The 26,053-nt window shown below is 37.3% G+C and carries 24 protein-coding genes; 11 read left to right on the forward strand and 13 right to left on the reverse strand.

Annotation, left to right across the window (positions count from 1 at the left end):
• Positions 1–4: 4 nt before the first annotated feature.
• Both HO345_RS07100 and HO345_RS07105 read right to left on the reverse strand, forming a co-directional pair.
• The gene (locus HO345_RS07100) at positions 5–1,606 is read right to left on the reverse strand and encodes an ATP-binding protein (RefSeq protein WP_253682238.1); all 1,602 of its coding nucleotides are present in this window, start codon (positions 1,604–1,606) and stop codon (positions 5–7) included.
• Positions 1,607–1,661: 55 nt separating this feature from the next.
• Positions 1,662–3,143 carry a 4Fe-4S dicluster domain-containing protein gene (locus HO345_RS07105; protein ID WP_253682239.1) on the reverse strand — a complete coding sequence of 494 codons (1,482 nt, stop codon included), beginning with the start codon at positions 3,141–3,143 and terminating at the stop codon, positions 1,662–1,664.
• A 191-nt stretch (positions 3,144–3,334) separates the two neighbouring features.
• Here HO345_RS07105 and HO345_RS07110 point away from each other — a divergent pair, with 191 nt between their 5' ends.
• From HO345_RS07110 to HO345_RS07140, 7 genes are all read left to right on the forward strand, one after another.
• Positions 3,335–4,024, forward strand: a complete 690-nt coding sequence (locus HO345_RS07110) for a hypothetical protein (RefSeq protein ID WP_253682240.1) — start codon at positions 3,335–3,337, stop codon at positions 4,022–4,024.
• Positions 4,025–4,066: 42 nt separating this feature from the next.
• Complete coding sequence (locus HO345_RS07115; protein ID WP_253682241.1) at positions 4,067–4,837, forward strand: DpnI domain-containing protein; 771 nt, start codon at positions 4,067–4,069, stop codon at positions 4,835–4,837.
• A gap of 331 nt (positions 4,838–5,168) precedes the next feature.
• Positions 5,169–5,570, forward strand: coding sequence for a hypothetical protein (locus tag HO345_RS07120; RefSeq protein WP_253682242.1), 402 nt, complete (start codon positions 5,169–5,171; stop codon positions 5,568–5,570).
• 154 nt (positions 5,571–5,724) lie between these two features.
• A complete protein-coding gene (gene purD, locus HO345_RS07125; RefSeq protein WP_253682243.1) occupies positions 5,725–7,038 on the forward strand; it encodes a phosphoribosylamine--glycine ligase in 1,314 nt (437 codons plus the stop codon).
• 38 nt (positions 7,039–7,076) lie between these two features.
• A complete protein-coding gene (gene purM / locus HO345_RS07130; protein ID WP_253682244.1) occupies positions 7,077–8,201 on the forward strand; it encodes a phosphoribosylformylglycinamidine cyclo-ligase in 1,125 nt (374 codons plus the stop codon).
• Positions 8,202–8,252: 51 nt separating this feature from the next.
• The gene (gene ispG, locus HO345_RS07135; RefSeq protein ID WP_253682245.1) at positions 8,253–9,416 is read left to right on the forward strand and encodes a (E)-4-hydroxy-3-methylbut-2-enyl-diphosphate synthase; all 1,164 of its coding nucleotides are present in this window, start codon (positions 8,253–8,255) and stop codon (positions 9,414–9,416) included.
• On the forward strand, positions 9,413–10,534 hold the full coding sequence (locus HO345_RS07140) for a tetratricopeptide repeat protein (protein ID WP_253682246.1): 1,122 nt from the start codon (positions 9,413–9,415) through the stop codon (positions 10,532–10,534). The genes ispG and HO345_RS07140 overlap by 4 nt, the downstream gene beginning before the upstream one ends.
• A 33-nt stretch (positions 10,535–10,567) precedes the next feature.
• Here HO345_RS07140 and HO345_RS07145 read toward each other — a convergent pair whose 3' ends face one another.
• Genes HO345_RS07145 through HO345_RS07155 form a run of 3 tightly spaced genes read right to left on the reverse strand, consistent with a single transcriptional unit; the run spans position 10,568 to position 14,725 of the window.
• Positions 10,568–11,371, reverse strand: coding sequence for a zinc dependent phospholipase C family protein (locus HO345_RS07145; RefSeq protein WP_253682247.1), 804 nt, complete (start codon positions 11,369–11,371; stop codon positions 10,568–10,570).
• Positions 11,372–11,375: 4 nt separating this feature from the next.
• A complete protein-coding gene (locus HO345_RS07150) occupies positions 11,376–12,944 on the reverse strand; it encodes a BCCT family transporter (RefSeq protein WP_253682248.1) in 1,569 nt (522 codons plus the stop codon).
• The gene (locus tag HO345_RS07155) at positions 12,944–14,725 is read right to left on the reverse strand and encodes a phosphotransferase (RefSeq protein ID WP_253682249.1); all 1,782 of its coding nucleotides are present in this window, start codon (positions 14,723–14,725) and stop codon (positions 12,944–12,946) included. Before HO345_RS07155 ends, HO345_RS07150 begins: the two co-directional genes overlap by 1 nt.
• A gap of 207 nt (positions 14,726–14,932) precedes the next feature.
• On the opposite strand from HO345_RS07155, the gene HO345_RS07160 reads away from it, so the two are divergent.
• Together HO345_RS07160 and HO345_RS07165 are read left to right on the forward strand one after the other, a co-directional pair.
• Positions 14,933–16,357 (forward strand): alanine/glycine:cation symporter family protein, encoded by a 1,425-nt coding sequence (locus tag HO345_RS07160; RefSeq protein ID WP_253682250.1) that lies wholly within the window; start codon positions 14,933–14,935, stop codon positions 16,355–16,357.
• 70 nt (positions 16,358–16,427) lie between these two features.
• The gene (locus HO345_RS07165) at positions 16,428–16,823 is read left to right on the forward strand and encodes a GrdX family protein (RefSeq protein ID WP_253682251.1); all 396 of its coding nucleotides are present in this window, start codon (positions 16,428–16,430) and stop codon (positions 16,821–16,823) included.
• 40 nt (positions 16,824–16,863) lie between these two features.
• Here HO345_RS07165 and HO345_RS07170 read toward each other — a convergent pair whose 3' ends face one another.
• Positions 16,864–17,676: a hypothetical protein gene (locus tag HO345_RS07170; protein WP_253682252.1), complete on the reverse strand. Its 813-nt coding sequence runs from the start codon at positions 17,674–17,676 to the stop codon at positions 16,864–16,866.
• 50 nt (positions 17,677–17,726) lie between these two features.
• Between HO345_RS07170 and HO345_RS07175 the strand changes: the two genes are divergently transcribed.
• Together HO345_RS07175 and HO345_RS07180 are read left to right on the forward strand one after the other, a co-directional pair.
• Positions 17,727–18,905, forward strand: coding sequence for an HD-GYP domain-containing protein (locus tag HO345_RS07175; RefSeq protein WP_253682253.1), 1,179 nt, complete (start codon positions 17,727–17,729; stop codon positions 18,903–18,905).
• 43 nt (positions 18,906–18,948) lie between these two features.
• Complete coding sequence (locus HO345_RS07180; protein WP_253682254.1) at positions 18,949–19,629, forward strand: hypothetical protein; 681 nt, start codon at positions 18,949–18,951, stop codon at positions 19,627–19,629.
• Between the two features lie 3 nt (positions 19,630–19,632).
• Here HO345_RS07180 and HO345_RS07185 read toward each other — a convergent pair whose 3' ends face one another.
• From HO345_RS07185 to HO345_RS07215, 7 genes are read right to left on the reverse strand one after another with little or no spacing between them, the layout of a single operon-like run.
• Positions 19,633–20,145, reverse strand: coding sequence for a Smr/MutS family protein (locus tag HO345_RS07185; RefSeq protein ID WP_253682255.1), 513 nt, complete (start codon positions 20,143–20,145; stop codon positions 19,633–19,635).
• A 17-nt stretch (positions 20,146–20,162) separates the two neighbouring features.
• Positions 20,163–21,593: an SH3 domain-containing protein gene (locus HO345_RS07190; RefSeq protein ID WP_253682256.1), complete on the reverse strand. Its 1,431-nt coding sequence runs from the start codon at positions 21,591–21,593 to the stop codon at positions 20,163–20,165.
• The gene (locus HO345_RS07195; RefSeq protein WP_253682257.1) at positions 21,542–22,156 is read right to left on the reverse strand and encodes a tetratricopeptide repeat protein; all 615 of its coding nucleotides are present in this window, start codon (positions 22,154–22,156) and stop codon (positions 21,542–21,544) included. Before HO345_RS07195 ends, HO345_RS07190 begins: the two co-directional genes overlap by 52 nt.
• A complete protein-coding gene (locus HO345_RS07200) occupies positions 22,140–23,108 on the reverse strand; it encodes a vWA domain-containing protein (RefSeq protein WP_002693434.1) in 969 nt (322 codons plus the stop codon). The genes HO345_RS07195 and HO345_RS07200 overlap by 17 nt, the downstream gene beginning before the upstream one ends.
• On the reverse strand, positions 23,105–24,103 hold the full coding sequence (locus HO345_RS07205) for a VWA domain-containing protein (protein ID WP_253682258.1): 999 nt from the start codon (positions 24,101–24,103) through the stop codon (positions 23,105–23,107). The genes HO345_RS07200 and HO345_RS07205 overlap by 4 nt, the downstream gene beginning before the upstream one ends.
• Entirely contained in the window at positions 24,096–25,031 is a 936-nt protein-coding gene (locus HO345_RS07210; protein ID WP_253682259.1) for a hypothetical protein, read from the reverse strand. The genes HO345_RS07205 and HO345_RS07210 overlap by 8 nt, the downstream gene beginning before the upstream one ends.
• Complete coding sequence (locus tag HO345_RS07215; RefSeq protein WP_253682260.1) at positions 25,016–25,960, reverse strand: DUF58 domain-containing protein; 945 nt, start codon at positions 25,958–25,960, stop codon at positions 25,016–25,018. The genes HO345_RS07210 and HO345_RS07215 overlap by 16 nt, the downstream gene beginning before the upstream one ends.
• Positions 25,961–26,053: the final 93 nt, after the last annotated feature.

Raw genomic sequence — 26,053 nt, forward strand, 5'->3', positions numbered from 1 at the left:
AAATTTACCAAGATTCAACCCGCCAGTCTGCAATAGTCCTTTTTTCTTCATCAAAACTTGAACCGATTGCTATAATTTTTTTGCCGCTTCCGGAATACTTGTCCGCATAATTTTTCTCTTTGATTTGTTTTACGGCATTTTCCGCCGTTTCGTTTGAAGTAAGTTTAAATTCAAAGATGTAAACCTTATCTTCAAATTCAACAACACAATCAGCCCGTCCGGTTGCACAATGAATTTCCGTATGCACAAACTGATTCATAAGAGCGAACACAAGATATACGGCTGTCTGATAGTTTTGTTCACGCAAGGCCAAATCCTTTTCGGTTAAGTTATCGTAAGGTATTCCTGAGATTATCCCCTTCATCTTTTGCATAAAGCCGTCTACATCTCCGGCTTCAATTTGCTCGTAAAATTCCCAAATTGAAAGTCCCGTTTTGTCGGTTCTTATCGGGGTGTAAGCCGGAAGCAAATTATCCAAAAAACCGTAACGCACTTCATCATTCGGAAAGCCCAAGCGGTAAAGCCTAGAAAAATCGTTATAATCTTTAATCGTTAAATACCCCGATTGAAAAAGAATGGGCAAAGGATTTATTGCATCTGCTCGGTAGGTTTCCAATCCGGACTCGTTCATCTTTACATTTCCGTCAAGGTCGGGAATATTATAATAAGCTTTTTTTAAGTATTCTACCAAAAAGGTCGGCGTGCCGGTTGCAAACCAATAGTCACGCATCCTTCCATCGGCAAAAACATTTAACAAGCTAAATGGATTGTACATATTTTTTCCGTCTTCGGAAAATTTATAGCCGTCATATCTTTGCTTTAATTTTTCAAGAGTTTCCTCATAAGTCAAGCTATTATTTTCTGCAAGGGCTGCAATCTCAGGCTTAAAACAGGTTTCAAGTTCATCTTGCGAAATTCCGCAGATAGCAGAATAATCCGACAATAAGCTTAAATCCCGTAAATTATTTAAATCGCTGAATATGCTGACCTTACTGAATTTTGTGACTCCGGTCAAAAAGGCGAAGCGGAGGTACTGGTCTGCACTTTTTATAACGCCGAAAAAACCTTTAAGGATTGTGCGGTAGGTTTCGTTTAAGGCTTCATCCTTCCACATTGTTTGAAGGAGAGGCTTATCATATTCATCGATAAGAATAACAGCCTGCTTACCGGTTTTTTCGTAGGCAGCCTTTATTAAATTTTGAAAACGGTCGGGCAGGTCAAGGCCTGTACTTCCATATATTTTTTCATATTCGCACAAAAAAGAAGTCAGTCTATTTAAAAGACCTTCCTTAGTATCATAAATACCCGTATTAAAATCCAAATAGAGTACCGGATACTCCTGCCAGATTTCACGTTTTCCTTTTTCGGCTTCTTCAAATTTCTCAATCGCTAAGCCCTTGAAAAGCTCTTTTTGCCCTAGGAAGTAGGCTTTTAACGTGGAGAGCAAAAGGCTTTTCCCAAAGCGGCGCGGACGGCTTAAAAAGTGGACTCGGCTTTCGTTTACTAATCTCCAAATAAGCTCCGTTTTATCTACATAGACAAAACTTTCTTTTCGTATAACTTCAAAACTTTGGACGCCTATGGGCATTTTTCTAATCGTACTCATGGTCATATTATATCAAAAAAATATAAAACCTGCAATCAAAAGCTGCGGGGAAAATCTATGTTAAGTCTTTTTCTCTCGAATAAGAAAGTCCTTCGTCTGCGTATTTTTTTAGTTGGCTTGCGGCAAGTTTTTGGTTTGTGATAACCGAAGGCCCGCCTATGCAGCCGCCTTCACATGACATAACTTCTACAAGGTTGGGTGTAGACGAATCATGAGGAAGCTCTCCGCTTTGAATTTTACCATAGGAGGCAAGCTGCTTCATTCCTTCTTTATTAAGGCCGTTTATAAGCACGGAGCGGAGGTTTTCAGGTTTTTTGAGACGAACTCTTACAGCTTCGGCAACACCGCCTGAGGCTGCAAAGCCCCTTCCCGAAGAGGTCGGCGTAATTTTTCCGGGCAAGGCTTCTTCCTTGGAAATATCTATTTCTTTGGCAGTCAGCAAGGCTCCCAATTCTTCTATCGACAAAACATAGTCTACAAACTCATCTTCCAAGCCCTCCCTCCTTTTTGCAAGACAGGGGCCTATAAATACGGTAACACAGTCCGGATCTTCTTTTTTTGCCAATTCGGCCGTATAGTGCATCGGACTTCTTGTATCAGAAATACAGGGAACAAGGGCAGGAACATGCTTTCTTACTGCCCTAACATAGGCAGGACAGCAGGATGTAGTCATTAAGATATGTCCGTGTTCCATTCTCTCTTCAAACTCGGAAGCTTCACGGTCAGCCGTTATGTCCGCACCTATAGCTACCTCCCAGACCTTATTAAAACCGGCTTTTTTTAAGGCAGACTCAAGCTGTCCCGGAACGGCCTTAAACTGGGCTGCAACCGCAGGGGCATAGAGGGCGGAAACCTTTTTCCCGCTCATTAAATGTTTTATGACATCCACAATCTGCCCCTTATCCATCATGGCACCGAAAGGACATTCCCTCATGCAGTTTCCGCAAAAGATACATTTATGGTAATCGATTCTTTCTTTTCCGTTTTCGTCTTTTGAGATAGCGCCCACCGGACAGGACTCTTCACAGGGAACGGGAATTTTTATAACGGCATGGTAGGGGCAGTTTTTTAAACAGATACCGCAGTTTATACATTTTTCTTCATCAATACGGGCTCTTCCTCCCGAAATCGCTATAGCGGTTTTAGGGCAGTTCATCATGCAGGGACGGGCAACACAGGCTTGACAAGCATTTGTAATCATATATTTACTTTTTACGCAGGCATTACAGGCCTCATCCAAAACGGTGAGCATGGGCCATGTCGGTTTTTCTCTTTCTAAAGCTTCTTTTGCAAATTGAGCCAAGGTCTTTTCTTCATCATAATTTTCTAAAGAACAGCCTAGCCTTGCAATTACCCGATGCCTCATTATCTCTCTGTCATGAAAAATACAACACCTTATAGGCGTACTGTTTCGCGGAACCATCTCTCTCGGAATATAGTGAACTCCTTCTTCAAGCTTTCCTTCAAACTGGAGCTTCGCAATGCGCACAAGAATTTCTCTTTTAATATTAGATGTGTTATTATTTATATTAAGCATACTCTCCCCTAAAAAACGGCACATTAAATGTATATAAAAAAATATTTATGAAGTCAAGAGGGAGGAAGCAGCTAGAGAAAATAGCCGATAATAAACAATCAAAAAAGAACTTGACAAAAATTGTAAAACAGCTAAACTTGTAATGTAGGTAAATTGTTTCTAATATATAGAATGTAAAAGGAGGCATAAAAATGATTCTATTTAAAAATTATATAAAAAAAATAAGCTTTGTTTTATTTTTAAGCCTAGCCCTCTCCGCTTACGGATTTGACCTCAATTCTTATTGGTCCTTGGGAGATGTAAAATTTGGAGGTATATTCCAAGCACAAAAACCTAAGGCCGCATGGGACATAAATATTTCTGCATTTAAGTTTTATTTTAAAGACTTGGATTCGGGATTTAATTTATCCTTGAGTCCTTTTTATATGGATATAAAAGGAGACAATAAAGAAATAGAAAAAATCAGCGGAGAATCCAATCAAAGATCGGCTTTTTTTAAACACGGCATCTTTATTATGTCTTTTATAAATGCAGAATTAAGCTTCAATACCTTAAATTTTATATCAGACACCTTTGAACTAAATCTTTTTACAGGTATTCATGCTGTCGATCCTGTCATAATCTCAAGGTTTCAAATAAATGCAGGCTTGGAGTTTGCAATTACAAAAGAAATATATCCCTTTGCCGGAAGAAAATATCCTTTAAAATCAAAACTTTTAAGTGCAAGGACAGGATTTAGATACACTGGCAATAAACCCTTCTTCTTTTGCGATATTGGTTTTGACTTAGGTGCTATTTTATTTATTTTTAAAGGCGACTACGAAAAAGCAAAAGAAAAGGCAGAAAAAGAAACCGTAAAGGATATTTTTGATAAGGATTAAATTTAAGATTAGTTGATTGGTAGAAAATTATTTGGGACGATTATGATATACCGATTTGATATTTCTTTAATTAAAAAATATCACAGCAAATCTCAGATAGTAAGGGTGCTAACAGAGGATTGGGTACTAAGAAATTTTAATTGCCCGATTTGCGGTAAACTTAAAATCGAGGCATATCCAAATAACTATCCGGCAGGAGATTTCTTCTGTAAAAACTGTAAATCGGATTTTGAGTTAAAAAGTAAAAAAAGCATTTCCGGAAAATTACCGAATATCATTACGGACGGAGCCTATAAAACAATGATTGAAAGAATTACATCTTATAGGAATCCGAACTTTCTTTTCCTGACTTATAAGAACTATGAAGTATCAAATTTCATTTTGATACCAAATCATTTTTTTACTCCATCTATTATTTTAAAAAGAAAGCCTCTATCAAATACGGCAAGACGAGCCGGATGGATAGGATGCAATATAGATATTTCGAAAATTCCCGATGCAGGAAAAATATTTATAATAAAAGATCAAATCGAAACAGACTCGAAAGAAATAATAAACAAATATGCAAAAATAAAATCCCTAAAAAAAACAAATATTGAATCTCGAGGCTGGCTGCTTGATATAATAACTTGTATAGAAAAAATAAACACAGAAGAGTTTTCTTTAAGCCAAATGTACGCCTTTGAAAATGAGTTAAAATTAAAACATCCTGAAAATAATTTTATCAAAGACAAGATAAGACAACAACTCCAATATTTAAGAGACAAAGGTTTTGTAAAATTTTTAGAAAGAGGAAAATATAAAAAGTTATAAGTTTCCACGGAAATCAATTTTGTAATATTTTTTTAATAAAAGAGGTTTTATTTTTCTTGCTATATTTTATGTGTATTGTACAAGTTGTTTTCGGTAAATACTCTTAGCTTTACAATTTTTACAAATTGTGTATGTGTTTCGGTACCTTTTTTTTTGGTTTGTCGTGATTCCATTTTGACATAGCTTTCACGCTGTGGCTAGGGGGTATCTTCTCTGGTTTGCAGACATGCCCCTTTAACATTAACATTAACATTAACCCTTGTATAAATATCCGTATTATGATACTATATATATAATAATAGCTGCAAGATTTTGCAGAAAGGAGTTTAATATGAACAAAAAAAGATTAGGTTTAATTCTCGGATTATTGGTTTTATTTACTCTTGTGCTCAGCCTGACAGGATGTGATCAAATTTACAAAGCATATAAAGGAGACTACGAAGGGGGAATATTAGGTGATTTACTAGGACAATGGTCCGGAACAATAAATAAAAAAGGAAAATTTTCCGGAACCTGTAAGGTTACACTAGACGAAGGAGATGGCCCCAAACTCAAAGAGTTTACAATGTCGGGGAAAGTATCTAAGACAGGACAACTTACCTGTACTGCAACCAGAGCAGGAGCACTTTACACCAAAATAGAATTTAAAGCTCAAATAGTCGGACCGGCCGTTACCGGCAAATGGAGCACAGATGAAGGAGCTAAAGGCGACTTCGCAGGAAAAAAGAAATAACATTTTAAATTAAAACCTAAATTATTTAAAAAACGCATCTTTTGTGCTATGCCGCAAAGGATGCGTTTTTTGCTTTCTCCCTCCCCTTGCTCCTCCGCCCTTATTTTGATATACTTAACACTCAAAACATCAGCACCTTATTTTGGAGGAAAAGATGAATATACTGCTTGTCGGATCAGGCGGAAGGGAACATGCAATAGCTTTAAAGCTAAAAGAATCTCCTTCTCTCGGTAAACTTTTTATAGCACCCGGAAACGGAGGCACGGCTCTTTTGGGTGAAAATGTCCCCATAAAGGCCGACAATATCGAAGGACTTGCCGATTTTGCTCTTTCTGCCTCAATAGATCTTGTAATTGCAGGCCCCGAAATTCCTCTGTGTTTAGGCCTCGACGACCTGATTAAAGAAAAAGCAAAAGCTCAAAACAAAAAAATAGCATTTTTCGGGCCCTCAAAGGCTTGTGCCCGATTGGAAGCCTCCAAAGATTTTTCCAAAGAGATGATGAGTCTTCTTTCCATTCCAACGGCAAGATATTCTTCTTTTACTGATTTTCAAAAAGCAAAAAAATATATTGAAGGCTTGGACTACCCCTTTGTAATAAAGGCTGACGGCCTTGCGGCGGGAAAAGGAGTTATCCTGCCCGACTCAAAAGAAGAGGGCATAGCCAAACTTAAAAATATAATGATCGAAAAACAATTCGGAGCCTCAGGCGACAAGGTAGTTATAGAAGAACGCCTTGAAGGAGAAGAGGTTTCCATCCTTGCTTTTTCGGACGGAGAAAAAATAGCCGTAATGCCGCCCTCGCAGGATCATAAACGGCTTAAAGACAATGATGAGGGCCCAAACACCGGCGGCATGGGAGCCTATGCCCCCACTCCAATTTGCTCATATGAAGAAGCCGAAAAATATGCCGCTCTTACGATTCTTCCCATTGTAAAAGAAATGAAAAAAAGAGGTACGCCCTACATTGGGGTTCTCTATGCAGGCCTAATGCTCACAAAGGACGGCAAGGGCTTTACACCCAAGGTGCTTGAATATAACTGCCGCTTCGGAGATCCCGAAACCCAAGTCTTAATGCAGCTTTTTGACGGAGACCTAGCTCTAACCATGAGCTCTTGCGCAGAAAGAAGTCTCGACAAAGCTATGCCTAAATGGAAAAAAGGCTATGCGGCAACCGTAGTGCTTGCAAGTGAAGGCTATCCTCTTTCTTCATCAAAACCGGTAGAATTGTCCGCTTCGGAATTGGAAGGTTCCCCTGAGGTAAGCGTAATACATGCAGGCACATCCCTTAAAGACTCCAAAATATTCGCATCGGGCGGAAGGGTTCTTTGTATAAGCTCAAATGATAAGAGCTTACAAAAAGCTATGGATACTATCTATGCAAAAATAAAAACCATACATTTTCCCGGAGTGCAGTACAGAAAGGACATTGCAAAACGCGGACTGGAACATCTAAACAAACTTAAATAAACATTTATTTAAATATAAAATAAAAAGGAATAAATAAAATGAACGAAATGAAAAATAAAAACCAAGAGCAGCCAAAGGGCAAGAGAGAAGAACTATCAAAAGATAAGAGTCAAGAGCAGACCAAAGATAAAAGCTCGGTATACAGCGCATCAGGCGTGAACATTGATGCAGGAAATGAGGCCGTCCGCTTAATGAGTGCAGCGGTTAAATCAACATTTAATAAATCCGTTCTTTCGGATGTAGGCACCTTCGGAGGTCTTTTCGGCACTGAAGAGCTTTTTAAAATGAAAAAGCCCGTTCTTGTAGGTTCTACGGACGGGGTCGGAACAAAGGTAAAAATAGCAGCCGAAGCCGGTATATACACAACAATAGGCCAAGACATAGTAAATCACTGCATTGACGACATCCTCGTTCAAGGAGCAAAACCCCTTTTCTTTTTGGACTATGTTGCAAGCTCAAAGTTGGATCCGCAAATGATTGCCGACATAGTAGGAGGCATGGCAAAGGCTTGTAAAGAATCGGGCTGTGCCTTAATCGGAGGCGAAACGGCGGAAATGCCGGGAGTTTATATGGAAGGAGAATTCGACATAGCCGGAACCATTGTCGGGGCCGTCGATGAAGAAAAAATTCTTCCCAAGAAAAACATAAAAGAGGGAGACCTCCTGATAGGCCTTGCCTCGAACAGTCCCCATACAAACGGATACTCATTGATTAGAACAGCCTTTAAAGGCGTAGACCTTAATACCGTCTACCCCGAATTAAAAGCACCATTACATGAGGTTCTATTAAAACCGCACCGCTCCTATCTTAATGCAATCTATCCTATTTTGCAGGAGCATCCCGAAATCGTAAAAGCCCTAGCCCACATCACAGGCGGAGGTTTTATCGAAAACATTCCGCGCGTTATTCCTGCCGGCCTCGTCATCAAGGTAAAAAAAGGCTCGTGGCCCGTACCGCCTCTTTACCCCCTGATCCAAAAATTAACCGGTGCAAGCGGGGACGAAATGTACAGGGTCTTCAATATGGGTATCGGAATGATAGCAGTAGTTTCCCCCGACATGGCCGAAAAATACCGTGAACTTGTCGGAGAAGAATCATGGATAATCGGCAAACTGGAAAAAGCCGATACTCAAACTCAAAAGCCTGTAACAATATTAGAGTGATTTTATAATAAAACTTGTATTTTGAATAATTTCTGCCGATAATGAACTGATATGAACTCGATAAAACTACCGCGGACAATTCAGATAGGCGGCAAAGGACAGGTTAAAAAACTTACTCTCGGAGGAACTTCAGCGATTTTGCTTCAAACTATGTGGAAAGAAAGCCTATTGGGGGCTGATCTCCTTTCTATTGTAAAAAGCCTAAATGAATTGGAACAATTGGGCTGCGATATCGTGAGGTTTGCAGTTCCCGACATGGATTCTGCGGAGCAATTTGTCAAGCTCACCCGATTAACGGAGATGCCCCTCGTAGCCGATATCCATTTCGACTATAAACTTGCCCTGCGGTGCATGGACGGGGATACGTCAAAAATACGCATAAATCCCGGAAATATCGGTTCAAAAGAAAAAACGGAAGAAGTTATACGCAAGGCAAAGGATACGGGAACTGCTATCCGAATAGGGGTCAACTCGGGCTCTCTGCCTTCCGATCTAAAAAAGAAAATAGAAGAGGCAAATGCAAAAAGAAACTTAAGCAGCGACAAAAAGGCTTTAGATGATGAGATTTCCATTTCGAGAGCTGATGCCTTAACCGAGGCGGCAGCAAGAGAACTGGAAATTTTCGAAAAAGCCGATTTTAAAGATGCCGTAGTTTCTATGAAGGCTTCCAATGTGCGGGAAACGGTTATGGCAAACGAAATATTTGCTAAAAAATTCGACAATCCTCTTCATTTAGGAGTTACTGAAGCAGGCCCCCTTATTCAAGGTATTGTAAAAAGTACAATAGCCTTTTACAGGCTTTTGGAACAAAACATAGGAAGCACCATAAGAGTAAGCCTCTCCGATTCTTGCGAAAATGAAGTTATAGCCGGAAGAGAAATATTAACCGAATGCGGTAAAAGGCAAGGCGGAATAAGGCTCATATCCTGCCCTCGTTGCGGAAGAAAGGGCTTTGATGTTCAAGCCTTTGTAAAACGATGGCAGACAAAACTCTTATCCGAAAAGAAGGACATAAGCATTGCCGTTATGGGCTGCGTAGTAAACGGCCCCGGAGAAGGCAAACATGCAGATCTTGGAATTACCGGAGCCGGAGACTCCGTTATAATATTTAAACACGGAGCAATTACCAAACGCTTGGATTTAAAAAAATTAACCGAAAAAGAAAAAATTGAGGCAGTGGATAAAGCCTTTATAGAGGAGCTTCAAAGTCTATGAAAAAACAATTAAAAATTATTTTTATCGTACTATCTATTTTTTATTTTTACTCAAACCTTTTTTGTTTGGAATCTATTGATGAAAAAGAAAGGCCTTGGCATCTTTTAGAACAAGCAAAAATTCAAATGGAAAAAGGCGAGTTCGGCCTGGCCCTCCACTTAACAAATAAGGCAAGAGATATTCATAAAGAACAAATGGAAGCAAAATATTCTTATATGTTCAATGCCTTAAAACCGAAAAGGGTAAAATTAGAGGGAGACAATATTTCAGAAGTCTATGCAATTTTAAATAAAAGAGAAGACCACGATGCCTGTAAAATTTTAGATGAAATCTTTTTAACTCATCCGCCCGTATTTTTTGATAAGTCTATTTCAAAATTAATGTCATGGCTCGAAAAACGCAAGGCCTTCCCTGAAACGGATTATTTGACAGGCCGAATTTATTTTGCAGAAGGAGACTATGAGCAAGCCATGCACTATTATAAGGAAGCATGGAATTTTCACAATTTTTTGGAAATTCCCGATGAAAGGTTCAATATAATTTACGCACTTGCCGACACATCAAAACTTTTGCGCAAATATGATGAACAGGAAAAATACCTCTTGCTTGTTTTAACCGAAGACCCCATATACGGAACTACAAATTTGGAAAGTGATGCTCTTCAGGCTATGATTAAAACAATAAGCTCCGAAAAGACAACCGAAAAATTCTTTTTGCTGTACCGAAACCGTAATCCGATAGCCTTAAAAGCCTACATGGATTTAACGGACATATATATGGAAGCAGGCAAAAACAGAAGAGCTCTTGCAACCGCTGTTTTAGCTTCCATAATAACTATAACGAACCTTGATGACCTTATCTCAAAAGACAATTACACTTATAAATACACCAACCTTTCCGACCTGCTCCATAGGCTTAATAGAAAACAAGAAGTTATATTGTGGGCCGAAAAACAAAACTTTTGGCGAGCTTTTATGAATCTTGCAGATTGCCTTTCAAATAACGGTAATACGGAACAAGCTTCTTATCTCTATTCAAAACTGGCAGAATCAATTCCTTCGATTAAATATGCCCAAGAAGCTATATATAAAAAAGAGCAAATGGTAAAAAATAAATAAAATTACCTGCACTTTTAATTGCTGATAAGATCTTTATGCAAAATTATAGCCGAACCTGTCTAAGATCGGTTTATTTTCCGTAAGATTCTTATAAAAGTTATCCATAAGCTCAGCCGTTATTTCCACGGAATTATTATAAAGAGAAAAAAGTTTTTCGTTTGTTATTTTGCTCTTAGGATGATCGGAAGTCCTAATGATGTGTCCCTGCAAAAAATCATAAAGACCTAAGATTCTAATTAAAGAAAGTTTTAGAATTTGAGATAATCTTGTAGGTGCATAGAAAAATTTTTTCCCCATTTTAAAACTACGAAAAGAACACAAAATATCTTCTTTTGTTATAGAAGGAAGAAGACATCTGTAGATATTGGCAACGGCTTCAGCTTCTTTTTCATTTATATCGATATAATCATGAGCCTTGTACCTAAGAGGATGGAGTCCGTCCTGCTTTAATAAAAATTTTTCAAATTCCATTTCGATCTCGGCATGGTCTCTTTTCATTTCCTCCACCATAGCATTTACATAAGGATGGCAAGAGCTATCCAAACCGAAGTGACCTATAAAGCCCATGATATATGAAAATTCATCGGTATTCGGTTCGATTTTTATCTTAGTTAATACGGCATTAAAAACATCGGTACAATTTGTGTTATGAATATCCGTTGCAAGCTGTAAAACAGGATTATTATCCTTTTTAAAAGGTTTATGAAAATATAAAAAATCGGGCCCCTGTAAACCTTGATTATATAAATTCTTATTCGAAATTCCTGCAGCAATTTCAGAAGACAATAGAGCAAAAACTCTTTGTCCATGTATATAATGTGCATAAAAATCAGGCATAAGGCTACCTATACTCTCCGTTGTGTTTTAGTTCCTTAAAAAGACTTATAACTATCAGTATTATTATAATTCCTAAAGGAAAGGCGGCTATAATCGAAAGACTTTGAAGCTGATTTAAATTCGTTCCCACAAGGATTAAAGCTGCAGGAAGCATTACGAAGACTACAGCCCAAAATGCCCTTAAACCTTTTTTAGGCTCGCTATGCTTTTCCAAATTCTTTTGAGAATAGGAAGCTATTACCAAAGTAATTGCATCAAAGGTACTGGAATAAAAGGCTATCATAGTAATTATTAAAATACCCAAAACAATTTTTGCGTAAGGAAGGGTGTTAAGAATTTGCAAGATAACTTGAGAAGCATCCGTTTCCTTTAAGGCGGAAGCCGAATCTAGAATTCCGTGAGCCTGTAAATGGAGTCCGTAATTTCCAAGGATTATAAAAGAACAATAAGTCCCCGCTATACCGCAAATAAGACCGCCAATTATGGTATTTTTTATTGTACGGCCTTCAGAAATTTTTCCTATAAAGAAAGGGGTTGCAACAAACCATGCTATCCAATAAGCCCAATAAAATATTGTCCAGTTTTGAGGGAAGCCGGCCCCTCCTTCTCCCGAAATACGCAAGGGGTCCATCCAAGTTGACATGCCGAAAAAGTTTTGAATAACCTTGCCGATACCGGTTATGCTGGTTTCAATTATGTAGATTTTAGGCGAGGCTATAAATACAAGGCCTAAAAGAACACAGAAAGAAACAACCGAAATCTTTGCAAGCTGAGAAATCCCCTTTAAGCCCAATAAAACGGCAGCCGTGTAGACGGCAGCTATTATCAGAAGAATAGAAAGGGTCAAAATCTTTCCTTGAGGGATTCCAAAAATAGTAGAAACAGCCAAAGACAAAAGAGGAGTTGCAAGAGAGAATGTTGTAGCAGTTCCGGCCAATAAGCCTATTACGGAAAAAACATCTATCATCTTTCCTACAGGACCGTCAATCTTGTCTCCAAAAATAGGACGGCAGCTTTCGGACAGCTTTTGCTTTGTTCTTCCTTTGACATGAAGCATATAAGCAAAGGCTACGGCAGGCACTATATGAAAAGCCCACGGTGTTATTCCCCAATGGAATAGAGGATAGGCAGCGGCCCAATCCTGCCTTTCCGCCAATGAAAGGGAAGACAGTCCGAAGGGGCTTTCCCCAAAATAATAAGCCCACTCTATCAGAGACCAGTAAAGAATATCGGCTGCCATAGTCGAGGTAAAAATCATAGAACCCCATGTAAAATTCCCGTAACGCGGTTTTTCAAGATTACCCAGCTTTACAGTGCCGAAGCGGGAAAAGGCCAAACCTATGGCGGTAAAAACAAGGCCCAAGCCTAACAAAATATAAAAGAAGCCCAACTTGTTTACAAAAACAGACCAAAGGGCATCAACCACCTTCATCGATTCTACCGGAAAAAAGAGAACCAATCCCGTCAAGCAGATTATCACTGCAAGGGGTAATACGGTTATAAGCCAATCAATTTCATTTTTATCTTTTAAGTCAAGAGACTTTACGCCCAATTCATCTTCAGTATTCATCATTAATTACCTCCTAGTTCCTTTACCCTTTTATAATAATCCTTTGCATACCGATACATCTTTAAACCGTAATCTCCAAAGCTTACCCCCAAGGCCTCTTTATAACAAGTCCAAATAGCCCATAAAAAACCGGAAAGAGCAACATAACAATAGATACGCAGCCTTTCATCTTTTTCAGGCTTTCTTTCAAAATAAAGCTCCATCAAATTTTCGAGTTCTGTATTGTCATAGTAAGCATATATGGCAAACATTGCTATATCTATAAGGGGATCACACATAGCGGCATACTCCCAGTCAATTAAATGCACATCATCACCACTAATTATAAAATTGTCGGGAACAAGGTCTATATGACATAAAACACCGGGCTTTTCCATCTTTTCGATTATTTCCAAAAGCTCATTCATCAACAGCCTAACCTCGCGGTAATCATTATAGAAGATACCGTTTTTTTCGTTTGCAATTTTTTCGTAATAATCCATACGTTCACGAAGATTAAAAGAGTGATCAACCTTTAGGCCGGACTCATGCAGACGGCGGGCAACCTTAATACATTTTTTTAAGTCTTCAGGATTGCGGGCATCCGCAGTATGGGAGTTGGGAATAAACTTGCTAATCTTCACCCCGTTTTCAGGGTCAAAGTAAATAATAGAATCGCTCAAATGTAAAGGAGAAACAGCCTTGTAGACCTCATATTCTTCTTTTCTGTTTATGAGAGCTTGGGTTCCCTCTCCCGGTATTCTAAAAATATATTCTTCTCCCTCAAATTCAAACAAAAAAGATTTGTTTGTCATTCCGAATTTAAGAGGCTTTAGATTTGTAATACTATGTTCAGGACGTTTAAATACATCCGATATAAGCTCAAGCCATTTATCATGGGATGAAATAAGATAGGATGAATCAAAGAGACGAATTTCGTCAAGGGATTCGAATTCATATACCTGATGCTCACCCTGCTTGTTTGCAAACATGGTTAGCTCTTTTATATTCCTCATATAGACATCTTCCCAGTACCAATCGTCCGTATCATCTCTTTTATAGGCTTCTTCAATCATGGGGCGGATCTTATCGGAAAATTCTTTTGAAAAATAAACAGGGCCGTACATAACCCAGCCGTTTCGGCCTCCCACTTTTACGCTCATAATTTTATCGTGCAAACCTAACTTTAATATCCACTCCTTTGTTTTACCGGTTACCTTCACGGCCGAATACCATGAATCATACTCATGGGAATGATACATATTTTCCCTAAGCCAATTATCGCTCGAAAGAATATAGGTGCTTTTAAGCTCATCCCTTACATGGTAAAGTGTGGAAAGGTTATTTTTATTTTTAAAGTCGGGATTATATACAAATTTTACACCATACTTATCTATCAGATATTCAAAAGTTTCCTTTAAATAGCCTACAACTATAGTTATATCGTTAATACCGGCCGCTTTCAGCTGTTCAATTTGCCTTTCAATCATCCTTTCCCCAAAAACTTCCAACAATCCCTTAGGTGTTGCATAGGTTAAAGGAACAAAACGCGAGCCGAAACCGGCAGCCATAATAATTGCATTATCCACCCTGCACTCTTCAAAAGCACTTAAAGCTTTTTTGGTAAGCCGCTTTTTCCCAAAAGGAGGAACACCTTCGGTATACAAAAAGCCGTCATGCTCCATATCGAATAAAATTTTATTTACGTAAGCCAAGGATATTTTTAACTGTTTTGCTATATCTCTTTGCGGAATATCCTTATCTTTTTGCATAAGTTTTATAATCTGAAAGTATCTTCTCTTCATAGGCATACATTATACAAAAACAACGTTCAAAGTCAAGCTGTTTCATATAAAAAAGTGAACATAATTATAAAAGTATTTTATTTTTACGTATCAATATCTTGACAATCTAATAGTTTTGATTGTATAGTTACACAAGCTGATTTGACGGCTCACTTGTTTAAATCAGTAATAATATCGCTATATGCGTAAAAGGAGTTTAATCGCACTATGGAACAATTTTTACAAAATCTTACTAGCCTTGTTTCTTCGGCTAACGGATTTATTTGGGGAGTTTACTTCCTTATTCCGCTTCTATGCGGTACCGGTTTGTTCTTTACAATCCGGTTAGGAGGAGTACAGTTTACAAAATTCGGAGCCGGCTGGAAACGCCTTTTCGGTAACTTTTCATTAAGCGGAAAAGAAGCCGGAAAGCACGGTATGAGCTCTTTCCAAGCTGTTGCTACAGCTATTGCAGCACAGGTAGGAACGGGAAACCTTGTCGGTGCCATGACAGCCCTCATCATGGGAGGCCCCGGAGCTATCTTCTGGATGTGGCTTGCAGCTCTTGCCGGTATGGCAACAAACTTTGCTGAAGCCTCTATTGCTCAAATTTATAAGACAAAGGATGATTCGGGCCAGACAGTAGGAGGTCCCGCATACTACATTTCCGAAGGTTTAAAAAATAAGGTAGGAGACGGCTTTGCAAAATTCCTTGCAGGTTTCTTTGCCATAGCAATTATTCTTGCCCTCGGATTTATGGGCAATATGGTTCAGGCTAACTCAATTTCAGATGCCTTCCAAAATGCTTTCCATATTCCTACATGGGTAACAGGTGCAGTTCTTGCGGTAATCGCAGGTATTATCTTCATGGGTGGAGTTAAGCGAATTGCTTCGGTTACGGAAAAAGTAGTTCCCATCATGGCTATCGTTTACATTGTAGTAGGTCTTGTTGTTGTTATTATCAATGCGGCTCAGATCCCCGAAATGTTTGCTATGATCTTTAAGGGAGCATTTAATCCCAAGGCTGTTTGGGGCGGAGCTCTCGGTTTCGGAATGGGACGAGCCGTACGATACGGTGTTGCCCGAGGCCTTTTCTCTAACGAAGCTGGTATGGGTTCTACACCTCATGCCCACGCCGTTGCAGATGTAAAACACCCTGTAGAACAAGGCGTTTTAGGTATTGTTGCCGTATTTATCGATACATTCATCGTTTTAAACGTTACAGTATTTACCGTTTTGAGCTCAGGAGTTGTACAATTTGAAGGAAGCGAGCCCACAATGAAGGGAATTAAGCTCGTTCAAGAGGCTTTCTCACAGCACTTGTTCGGCTCTACATTCGGCTATCTTTTCATTGCCGTCTGTCTTCTTTTCTTCGCTTTCTCAACAATCATCGGTTGGTACTACTTCGGAGAAACAAACATCAGATACTTATTCGGAACAAAGGGACTTATTCCCTATCAGCTCCTGGTAGTTATCTTCATCTTTGTAGGAAGCTTGCTTAAGATTGACTTGGTTTGGGAATTGACCGACTTCTTTAACGGAATCATGGTTATACCGAACCTCATAGCCTTGCTATTCTTAAGCGGAACCGTTGCTAAGATCTTAAAAGATTATAACAAGGGTCTCCCCTACGACGCAAGTCAGTATAAATAAGCACTAAAAAGGGCAGCTTAAGCTGCCCTTTATCTTTACTTTTATTTTTTTATTTTCTAAAACACAAAATATGCAAAAAGATTCACAAACTAACAAAAGACTTATTATCACAAATAACCCTAAGGTTAAAACCTTCTATGAAGAAGATAGAACGGGCATAAAAAACCGCTATGAGCTTAAATTTTTAGATTCCCGAGATGAAATTTTCAAGGCGGTAAGGGATTTAATCCATTCCAACTGGAAGCTCTTAAACCATGCCATGGCAGGAAATATTCCGCTGCATAAACACCCGTATAGAAGCATGGCCTTGGAACAGCAAGAAAATCTTGACACAAATTCTCTTATTCTTTGGGAATCGGCAATGGAAAGGGTTAAAAGAGGCAAAACACCGCCCTACCCCGATGATGTCTTGGAAGATTTCCAAGAGTTAGACTATAACTTGTTTTCAGGTTCGGTAAAATTTTAAAAAATCTTCTAAATTTATATGCGAAGACAATGTTGCGAGTTTAGAAGAAGAGCCACGAAGTGACATCATCTATTATTTTTGTTAAAATCATTACATGTATTTCCTGTTTTTCAGACTCAGTATAAGCCTTCCATGACTCATAAGTATAGTTTTTATTTATTCTTGAACGCAATAGAAGAGCTTTTTCTTTTATTCCCTCTTCAGTCAACTGTGAATAGGTCTGTAAAACGTTAACAACAAAATATGTACTAAGACACTTAATCAGAGGATTTTTTGCCGAGTCCGATACTTTAGTGAATAAAGCTGCACTTTTTTCATAATTTTTCATCATTTGAAGGGAAAGAGCCGAATAAAACACAATCCATTCACTCGCAGTTGTTTTTAAAACAGGTAAAGACGAACTAAATTCAAAAACATCTTGATAATTCCCCGAAATCATCTTAGCTGCGGCAAATTTCGGTCCTAACTTTGATACATATTTTGGCTTATTATCCTTTAAAAAGTCACAAAATTTATTCATGGAAGTAAAATCACCTAAAAGAAGGAGAGATTCCGCTAAAAGAAGCGAATTCTTATAGGTAATCCGTTTTTTTGTATAGATTCTTTTTTCCAGCAAGGATGCTAAAGAAGACCAATCTTCAGATTCAATGTAGTTGATCAAGAGTCTATTTTTTAAGAACATTATATTTACAAATAAAATAAGAATTAAAAATACAGGTCCAAAAAACCAGTTAGTCTTCCAAAATTCCCGCATAAAAGAACCGTCAGCATAAAATAAGGGGAGAAAAAAACAGGTAAACAATAACAAAATTAGGACGATATTAAATATAACAAATAGTACTTTTAATTTCATATAAAATCCTTTATAATGATACATATATTGTATCACAGGAGAGAAAATAAGTGAATACCTACAATGCAGAACATACAAAAGATTTATCGTTTTTTAATAAAAATGTCTATTTGGATAAAAAATTTTTACTTTTAATCCCGGAAACGCCTCTTACTGCAGAGCTAAAGGCTATTTTAAACGAATGGGATTTTTCTCTCCTTTATTCTGACGGAGAACCTTCAAGTTTTATGAGTGTAAGGACCGATACTTCCGCAAGCAAGGACGTTCTGGACTCAAGCAAGGAAAACGAAATAATTTCCGAAAAACTAAAAAAACAAAAGGAAATTATGGAAGAAACGGAAAATAAATTCTGGGATTTTTTAAGATTTACGGATAAAATTTTTACCGATTATACTATGAAAAAGATTTTGGATCCTCGTTTAGTTTTTGATAAAGTAAAAGAACTATGCGATTTTGTAAAAAACGATAAAAAAAATATACTTTTAATAGAAATGCAAAAATACAGCTCACCGACAAACTACTTGGTCATGCATTCGCTGCGATCTTCAATTTTTGCCATAATTATAGGACTTCAGCTTAAAATGCCTCCCCATAGGTTAATAGAGCTTGGAGCAGCCTGCCTTTTGCACGAAATAGGAATGTTCAGACTTCCGCCTCAATACTATATGTATGATGCCCCCTTGAGCGAAGAAGGAAAAAAGGCCTTATTTACCCATCCCGTCCTATCATATAATATTTTAAAAAACTCCTCTTTTTCTTTACCCATATGCTTGGGAGTTTTAGAGCATCATGAAAGAGAAAACGGGCTTGGATATCCGAGAAACCTTACAAAAGAAAAAATTTCAATGTACGGCAAAATAATAGCAGTTGCATGTTCTTACGAGGCCGTTACAGCTCCCCGCCCTTACAAGGAAGCCCAAGATGCTTCATCGGGTATTGTGGAAATGATAAAAAATACTAACGGACAATATGATGAAACCATTTTAAAAGCCCTGCTTTATTCTCTATCCTTTTATCCTGTCGGAATGTATGTTCATCTTTCCAACGGAAAAATTGCAAAGGTAATAGATGTCAATCCTGATGACCCCAGATTTCCTATTGTACAAATCTACGGAAAAACAACTCCTACCGGAGACCCGGTTATTGTACAAACAAAGGCAAACGAAGTTACCGTAAAAAGACAGTTATCAAAAGAAGAGTTAAAAAGTATTGATCGAAATACTGTATAAAAAAGTAAATTTAGTTTATAATCTGAAAAAGAGAGGTAAGTAAATGAAAAAAAATAAGATTTTGTATTCCATATTTTTGGTATTTATTGCAGTATTTAGCCTTTGGGGAAATGAAGGATCGAAACTTTTAGAAGACTATGAAACCGTTCTTATGCGAATAAGATATTCAAAAACTTCAGGCTTTTGTCATGACGGTAAAACAGAAATCAGGGAAGAAAAGGTAAAGGGTTCCGAAAATTCTTTTTTTACCGAACAGAAAAATATTTATTTAAAGGTAAAAAACATAAAAGAAAACAAGGTATATTATACAAGATGCTTTGAACTACAAGAAGATAACGGGAAATTAGCAGCTGCTGCAAATTATCAAATAGAACCGGCCGTCAAAATAACGGGTCATTGGAATTTTTTCAAAATAGGGAAAAAATTAAATATAACGGTATGCAGCGGTGAAAAATGTAAAAATACCGAAATGACTCTTTATGAAATAAATGAAACACCTAGAAATATAAAAGACGGCATATTTTTTGAATTCGATGAATCAGAAAAAAAGGAAGCATTGAATTTTAGTATAAGTCTTAACGCAAAGCCGATGCCTATCATAGATATTAAAGAGGAAGAAGCAAAAATGAATGAAATATTAAGGAAAATGGAAAAATATTTTACGGCAGCTCAAATTAAAGAAAAAAAAGACGCCTTTTATAAAGCCTTGGCATCTTTAAAATAATTTCTATTTTAATATAACCCAAGTGGAACCGGTGCCGCCGTCTGCATTTTTAGGATGACCGGTTTCGCCTGCTCTTTTATGTTTTTCAAGATATGAACGGACAAAGGGAGCCAAGACGGCACCTCCGCCGGAGTGGTTTCCCTTACCGTGAATAATTAGAATCTTTTTTAGGCCGCGGCGTATGGAATTTTCAAAAAAAACATTTAAAGCGGCTTCGGCTTCATCACAAGTCATACCGTGTAAGTCGATCTCATCTTCGCAGTGCATGTCTCTTAATGTCTTACGCTGCCTTGCATAATCAACTGAGGTAAAATCTTCTTGAGCATCCTTATCTTCTACACCATAACGTCTTAACCACATTTCCATAGGATTTATCTTTTTCGAATTATCTTCTTTTATAAGAATTTTATGGTTCTTTTTATTTGAATGTTCATCTTTTTTTATTTGCTTTTTTCCGTAGGGCTTTCCCGTTATTTTGTCCCACTCGTCCAATATGTCGCCGAAATTTTTAGTCATGTAAATCTCCCGTCCTCCTAATCCGTTATAATAAAGCCGCTTTTTTTTTGCCAGCCGCCGGTACCGTCTTTTTTTTCTATAAAAAACCATTCTGAAGTTTTTTGTTTTATGATAACGGTTTCCCCTATCTCTAGGGAGCTTACAATGGTTCCGCTTGTTTCGGGTATATGATAGAGTAAATAAGACTCATCATAGTTTAGCGGCCTATAAACGGCTCTTTCATATTGCCGTGAATACAAAAAGATAAGAGCGGAAATCAAGCCAAGACTTAAAATTAAAAAAATCTTAAACCCGATATTTTTCTTTTTATACAAGAAAAAATAGCTTGATAACAGTAACAAAATAAAAAATAAAAACCATAATATTTTTTTTAGGATTGCAGACCTGACGGCAAAGCTTTCCTTTAAATTAAGGTCTTTTTCATATTCAAGTCTTTGATTTTTTATCTTTCTCGGAAAAAGACTATCGGATTCTTTTGTACGCAGCTCTGCAATTAGTGAGGCCTTTTCTTTTTTCTCTTCAAAATTCTCTTTATGATTTTTTAGCTTAGTTTGACCAAGTTCATTTTTTTTAGTGTTTAAGGCAAGACTTAAACTTTCATAAGCTTTTTTTTCGTCATCGCTTATTTTTTCTTGTTCAATACTTCCCTCTAGTACACTTACTCTTTGCTCTCTAATATAAATTTTGCGGGAATCTTTTGATCCGGAAGCAATATTTATTTGAGGCACAGGAAGACCTATATCGCCCGCTTTAAGAGGAGTCCATAAAAAACAAGCAACAGCCTTCCAGCCTGTTTCATCGAAAGTTATAGGCTCTATTTTTACAGTACTGAATTTTGTAATGCTGACGGCATTTTCCAAAAGAGAATATTCAGGAGCCTGACAGTTTATATCCAAACCGGAAGCCCTGCCCTCGCCTTGAAAATGATCATAGAAAAAGCCCATTAAAACGATGAGATATTTTTTCCCCTGTACAATATTTTCCACAGGGGAATATGAAACTGCGTCCAATATTTTCCATTTAAACATTGTATCCTTTGATAAGGCCGGAGGTTCCACCTGAATAGAAAAATTTTTAAGTTTAGTCTGATTCTTTCCCAAAGACAAATACGGAATAAGTTCAAAGTTTCCTATTTTTTTTAATCTATACTTGTTTGTAATTAAAATACCGCCGTATAATGAATTTATACCCGAATCTAAAAATTCAAGAGCTTCATCTTCATCTAAAATAATCAGCTTAGGTTCATCCGAGGATTTATAAGAATATTCGTCCAATTTGATTTTTACTTCAAAAACGGAATCTATAAATAGAGGGCTTGAAGAAAAAGATAATTCCATATCCTCTTCTACCTCGGCATAGATATAACCTGAGTAAAAAGAAAAAAGAAAAAAAAGAATTAATAATCGAATGCCTGAGGCTGTTTGTTTTCTTGCTCTTTCTTTTGCCATTGTTCTTTCTCCTTTTTTCGTATTAAATTCAAAATCGTTTTTTCCGATAAATCGGCTTCCTTATCTTCTATAACGGCAGCACTTTTAGAATTAGGAAGTTTTTCCTTTTGTTTTTTTTGATAACGCATACTAAGCTCGAAATTAATCTTAGCATCAACACTATCCGGTTTAAGTTCCAGAGATTTTTTAAAAAGCCTTACAGCCTTTTCATATTCATGATTTTTAAATGCTATTATTCCTTTTTGATAATAAATATAGGAATTCAAATTTTTATCCGTATTTTCATTTATCTTTTCAAAACGGGAAAGAGCCGAAGCATCTTCATTTTGCATAAGGTAGATGGAGCCGATTGCAAAGTCCGAATAGTCTTTTATTCTTTCATCTTTAAGTTCTTCACTTAAATCTATCGATTTAAAAAAGTTTGATGCAGCCTTATTCCAATCATTTTGTTTCCATGCAATATATCCCGAAAGAAAATTAAGCCTAGCCCTATCAACTTTACTACACGAGGATATCAAAAAAATAAGGATACTTATACAGATTATTTTATTTATTTTTACCATAAAAGGATACTCCACCTAAACATAAAAAAATAAAAGCAAGTAAAAGCATTTCAAAATTTCTTTTTACAGGCTCCTGTATATAAACCATTTTTTCAACTCCCTCTACACCGGCGTCTATTATTTTTAAAATAGTTTCTATAGACCCCGAACTTAAAGCCGAGATATACGTACTTTCACCTCCGGCTATACTTGCAGCCTTTTTTAAAAAGGCTTCTTCCAATCTTGCATCCTTTAATTGGGTATTTCCCTTTTCATCAAGAACTTTTATTTTAGTTTCTTCAAGAGTACCGAAGCCCACAATAATTAGGATTGCATCCGTCTTTTTTATTTTTTCTGCAGCATGTAAAAGAGAACCTGAGGTTTCCCCGCCGTCCGTGCATAAAACTATTATTTTTGAGTTTCCCCTGTTTTCTCCAAAAGAATCCAATGCCCGTAAAACGCCCGCTTCAAGGTTCGTGCCTGTAGAAGAAAGAATTAAGGGAGATAAGGCATTTATTGCAGAGGATAGGGCATTTTTTTCAAAGCTTAAAGGCACCGATAAAACGCCCTCACCCTTTGTAATTACAAGCCCTACTGCAGACTCAGGTGAAGTTTTATGCATCTTTTCGAGCAAGATTTTTAAAAACTGTCTTTGTACGGCAATACGGCTGGGCTGAATATCTTGAAGGCTCATACTTTTTGAAATATCGGAGACAAACATAACCGATACTCCCCTTCTCCTGACGGAAACCGGTTTGGAACCCCAAAGAGGACAGGCCAAGCCCAAAATCAAAAAAATCCATGCAACAGAAAAAAACAAGGCTCTTATTTTAGCTTTTTTGATTATCTTTTTTGTATTTTCCAAGCCTGAATATGCTTTTTGTATTTTTTTTAGGTTTATATAAAAAATAAACCAAACAGGAAGTAAAAACAGTATAAAAAACAGGTATACCGAATTTTCAAAACTTATCATAGATATACCCTCATAAAAATTCGGCGCAAAAGCCACACAAGCATAAAAGAAAAAATTGAAGCAGATAAAAAGTACACATATAAATTTTCTTCGATAATCCGGGTAAAATTAGACTGTGCAGCAGGCACCTGTTTGGATATTGTGTTAAATATATCTTCAAGTATTTCGGGTGAAGAAGCGGAGGCATATTTTCCGTTTCCATATTGAGCTATTTTTTTTAGCTCAACCTCATCGAACTTGGAAAAAATAGAACCTGAGTAAGTTTTCCCCGTTTTTCGATCGGTGTACTCCAAGGTAGTATATCCGGAACTTCCTATCCCTATAACATAAAAGCCGATGTTTTTATTTACTAAAACTTCCGCCGCAGTTTTCGGATTGATTTCGCCGGTATTATTTTCACCATCTGTAAGTAAAACAACGTATGAAGAGTTCAGCTTAGTCCTTGTCATATAGGCGGAAGAAACCGCAAGCCCCATGCCGATTGCAGTTCCATCTCCTAATTCTCCTATACTCAAAGAATCGAGGCGGGATAAAAACACCTTATGGTCGATCGTAGGCGGAAGAATTAGAGCTGCAGAACTTGAAAGAGCCGTCAAGCCGAAAGAATCCCCGGGATACTTTGCAACAAATTTTCTTATAATTTTTTTTGCAGTTGCGATCCTCGTTTCTCCACTCATATCCTTTGCTGCCATAGAAGGGCTTATGTCCAACAAAAACATAATGGAACTTCCTGCATCGGTATAAACCTGTTTGTTTTTAAAAATAACAGGTTCCGATAAGGCTATTATTAAAAAAATAATACCGCAATACCAAAGAAGGTAACATAAGAGATTTCCAAATTCCATAAGCTTATTTTTTTTAGGAAAAAAGCCCTTCCAATTGACCAAATTTAATTTTAATTCTGGGATTGCAACAAGGCCGCTTTTTTTTAATATAAGAAACAAGAAAAAAAATAAAATCAATAAAAGCATAAGGGGATGGTTAAAGCTAATCATTTGTATCCGCCTTGTATTTTAATTTTTCTTTTTGAGCGGCATTTGTAATTTTTTGAATTTCGGATTCTGCTATTTTCATAAGTTTAAATGTTTGGTTTAAAAAATAAATACTTTCCATTTCAAAGTTTATTTCTTTTAGATCCGCAGCCCCGAAACGAAGAGATTGAAGCTTAAAAAAGATTTTTTCAAATTCAAAGTAAACTCCGTAGGCGCTTTCAAACTTCCGCTTAAGGCTTTCCAATATTTCCGAGTATGTAAGACTCTCGCCCTCACCCGATTTTAAAACCGCTTCCGATGCAGTCAAACTGAAACAATACCTCCGAAAAACAAATTCGAATTTTTTTAACCAATCCTTTCTTTTTGTAATTGCTTCAAGACTGTCGGAAGAAGAAATGGAATACACTTGCCGCTTTAACTTCCTTAAAGACTTATTTAGAGCTTTAATTCTTATTCGTTGAGCCCTCGAAAAAGAATAAACAAAAAAATATTTTCTTATCGCAGAAAAAATCATTATGGAGGTAAAAATAAATACGGCACTTACGGAGGCTATAAGATAAAGCAAATAACTTGTACCCGGAAGTAAAAGAGGAGGACGCGGAGGTTGTATGACCTCAACCTTTGCCGTTTCCAATATTGAAGAAATAAAAACTTGGGGTATTGAATCATAAATACCGGCCTCAGCCAATGAAGGAAAAAATACGGATCCTGTTTCCCATGGAGTAAAATTTATGGATATATATTCTTTTGTTTTCTGTTTTTTAATTTGAATGGAAGTTATATCCATCATAGTATTTTGTTTTATCTTATCAACCTTAAAAGAGCCGGACATTAAAATAGAAGGATCAAAAGATTGCAAAGCATCTATAGGTAATAAAAATTCTGCAGAGTCTCCTACAAAAACCTGTTGAGGAATTAAAATGCCTTCCATCCATCCGCTCCAAACTTAGCTAAATTATTTTTTAAAACTCGCTGATTGCTTTGTTTCGACAAAAAGAAGTCACCCAATACTTTTACGGTATCGTCATTTACATCGAGTAAAACAGGATTTGCAAGGGAGTGCTTACAGGTATTTTCCCACCTTGATATTTCTTCACTAAAATTCTTTTTATATTCCATCTGAAAAGTCTTAGAACCCGTAGGCAAAAGCATTCTAAAATCGGTTTCAGGGTCTTTAAATCTTATAGATCCGGCTTCCGGCAAAAAAGAATCCATAGATCCGCTTATCTTAAGGCAAACAACATCATGTTTTGCCGCCAAAAGGCCAAGCTCCTTTTCATAACCCTCAACCTTAAAATCAGAAATAATTATTACCAAGGAACGTGAACGTAAAATCTTAGAGGCGGCTGTCATCGCAGACGCAATCTGTGTTCCCCTCACAGGTTTTCGATTTTTGCAAAAGGCAAAATCTTCCATAGATTTTAATATGGTCAAAATATGATCTTCTCCCGTTCTAGGAATAAACAAAGGGCCTTTTTCTCCATCAAAAAAAAGAGCTCCTACCGGAGAAAACATATGCCTCCCCGCAAAGGCCAAAAGGGCTGCCGTTTCGATAGCTTTTTCCTTAGGACTGATTTTATCGAGCCCCGGCTCCATCGAAAGAGAAAAATCCACACAGATAAAAATGCTTAAATCTCTTTCTTCACGGTACATCTTAACATAGGTCTTACCGCTCCGCGCCGTAAGGTTCCAATCTATAGAGCGCACATCATCTCCCGTTTCATATTCCCGTACCGAGTCAAATTCTATACCTTGCCCGCGAAAAGCCGAACTGAAGCCGCCTGAACGTAGGCCTTCGGAAATCGAAAGAGAAGAGATTTTAAGCTGTTTTGCCCTTTCTGCGATAAAACCAGTTTTCATAAGGCTTTATTTTAGTATTAAAACGAGTTTTATTCAAGATATGTAAAAACACCTGCTTAAACGGCTAAGAGAAACCGTATCGGGCTCTTGATT

This window comes from Treponema denticola, assembly GCF_024181645.1.
GTDB lineage: Bacteria > Spirochaetota > Spirochaetia > Treponematales > Treponemataceae > Treponema_B > Treponema_B denticola_A.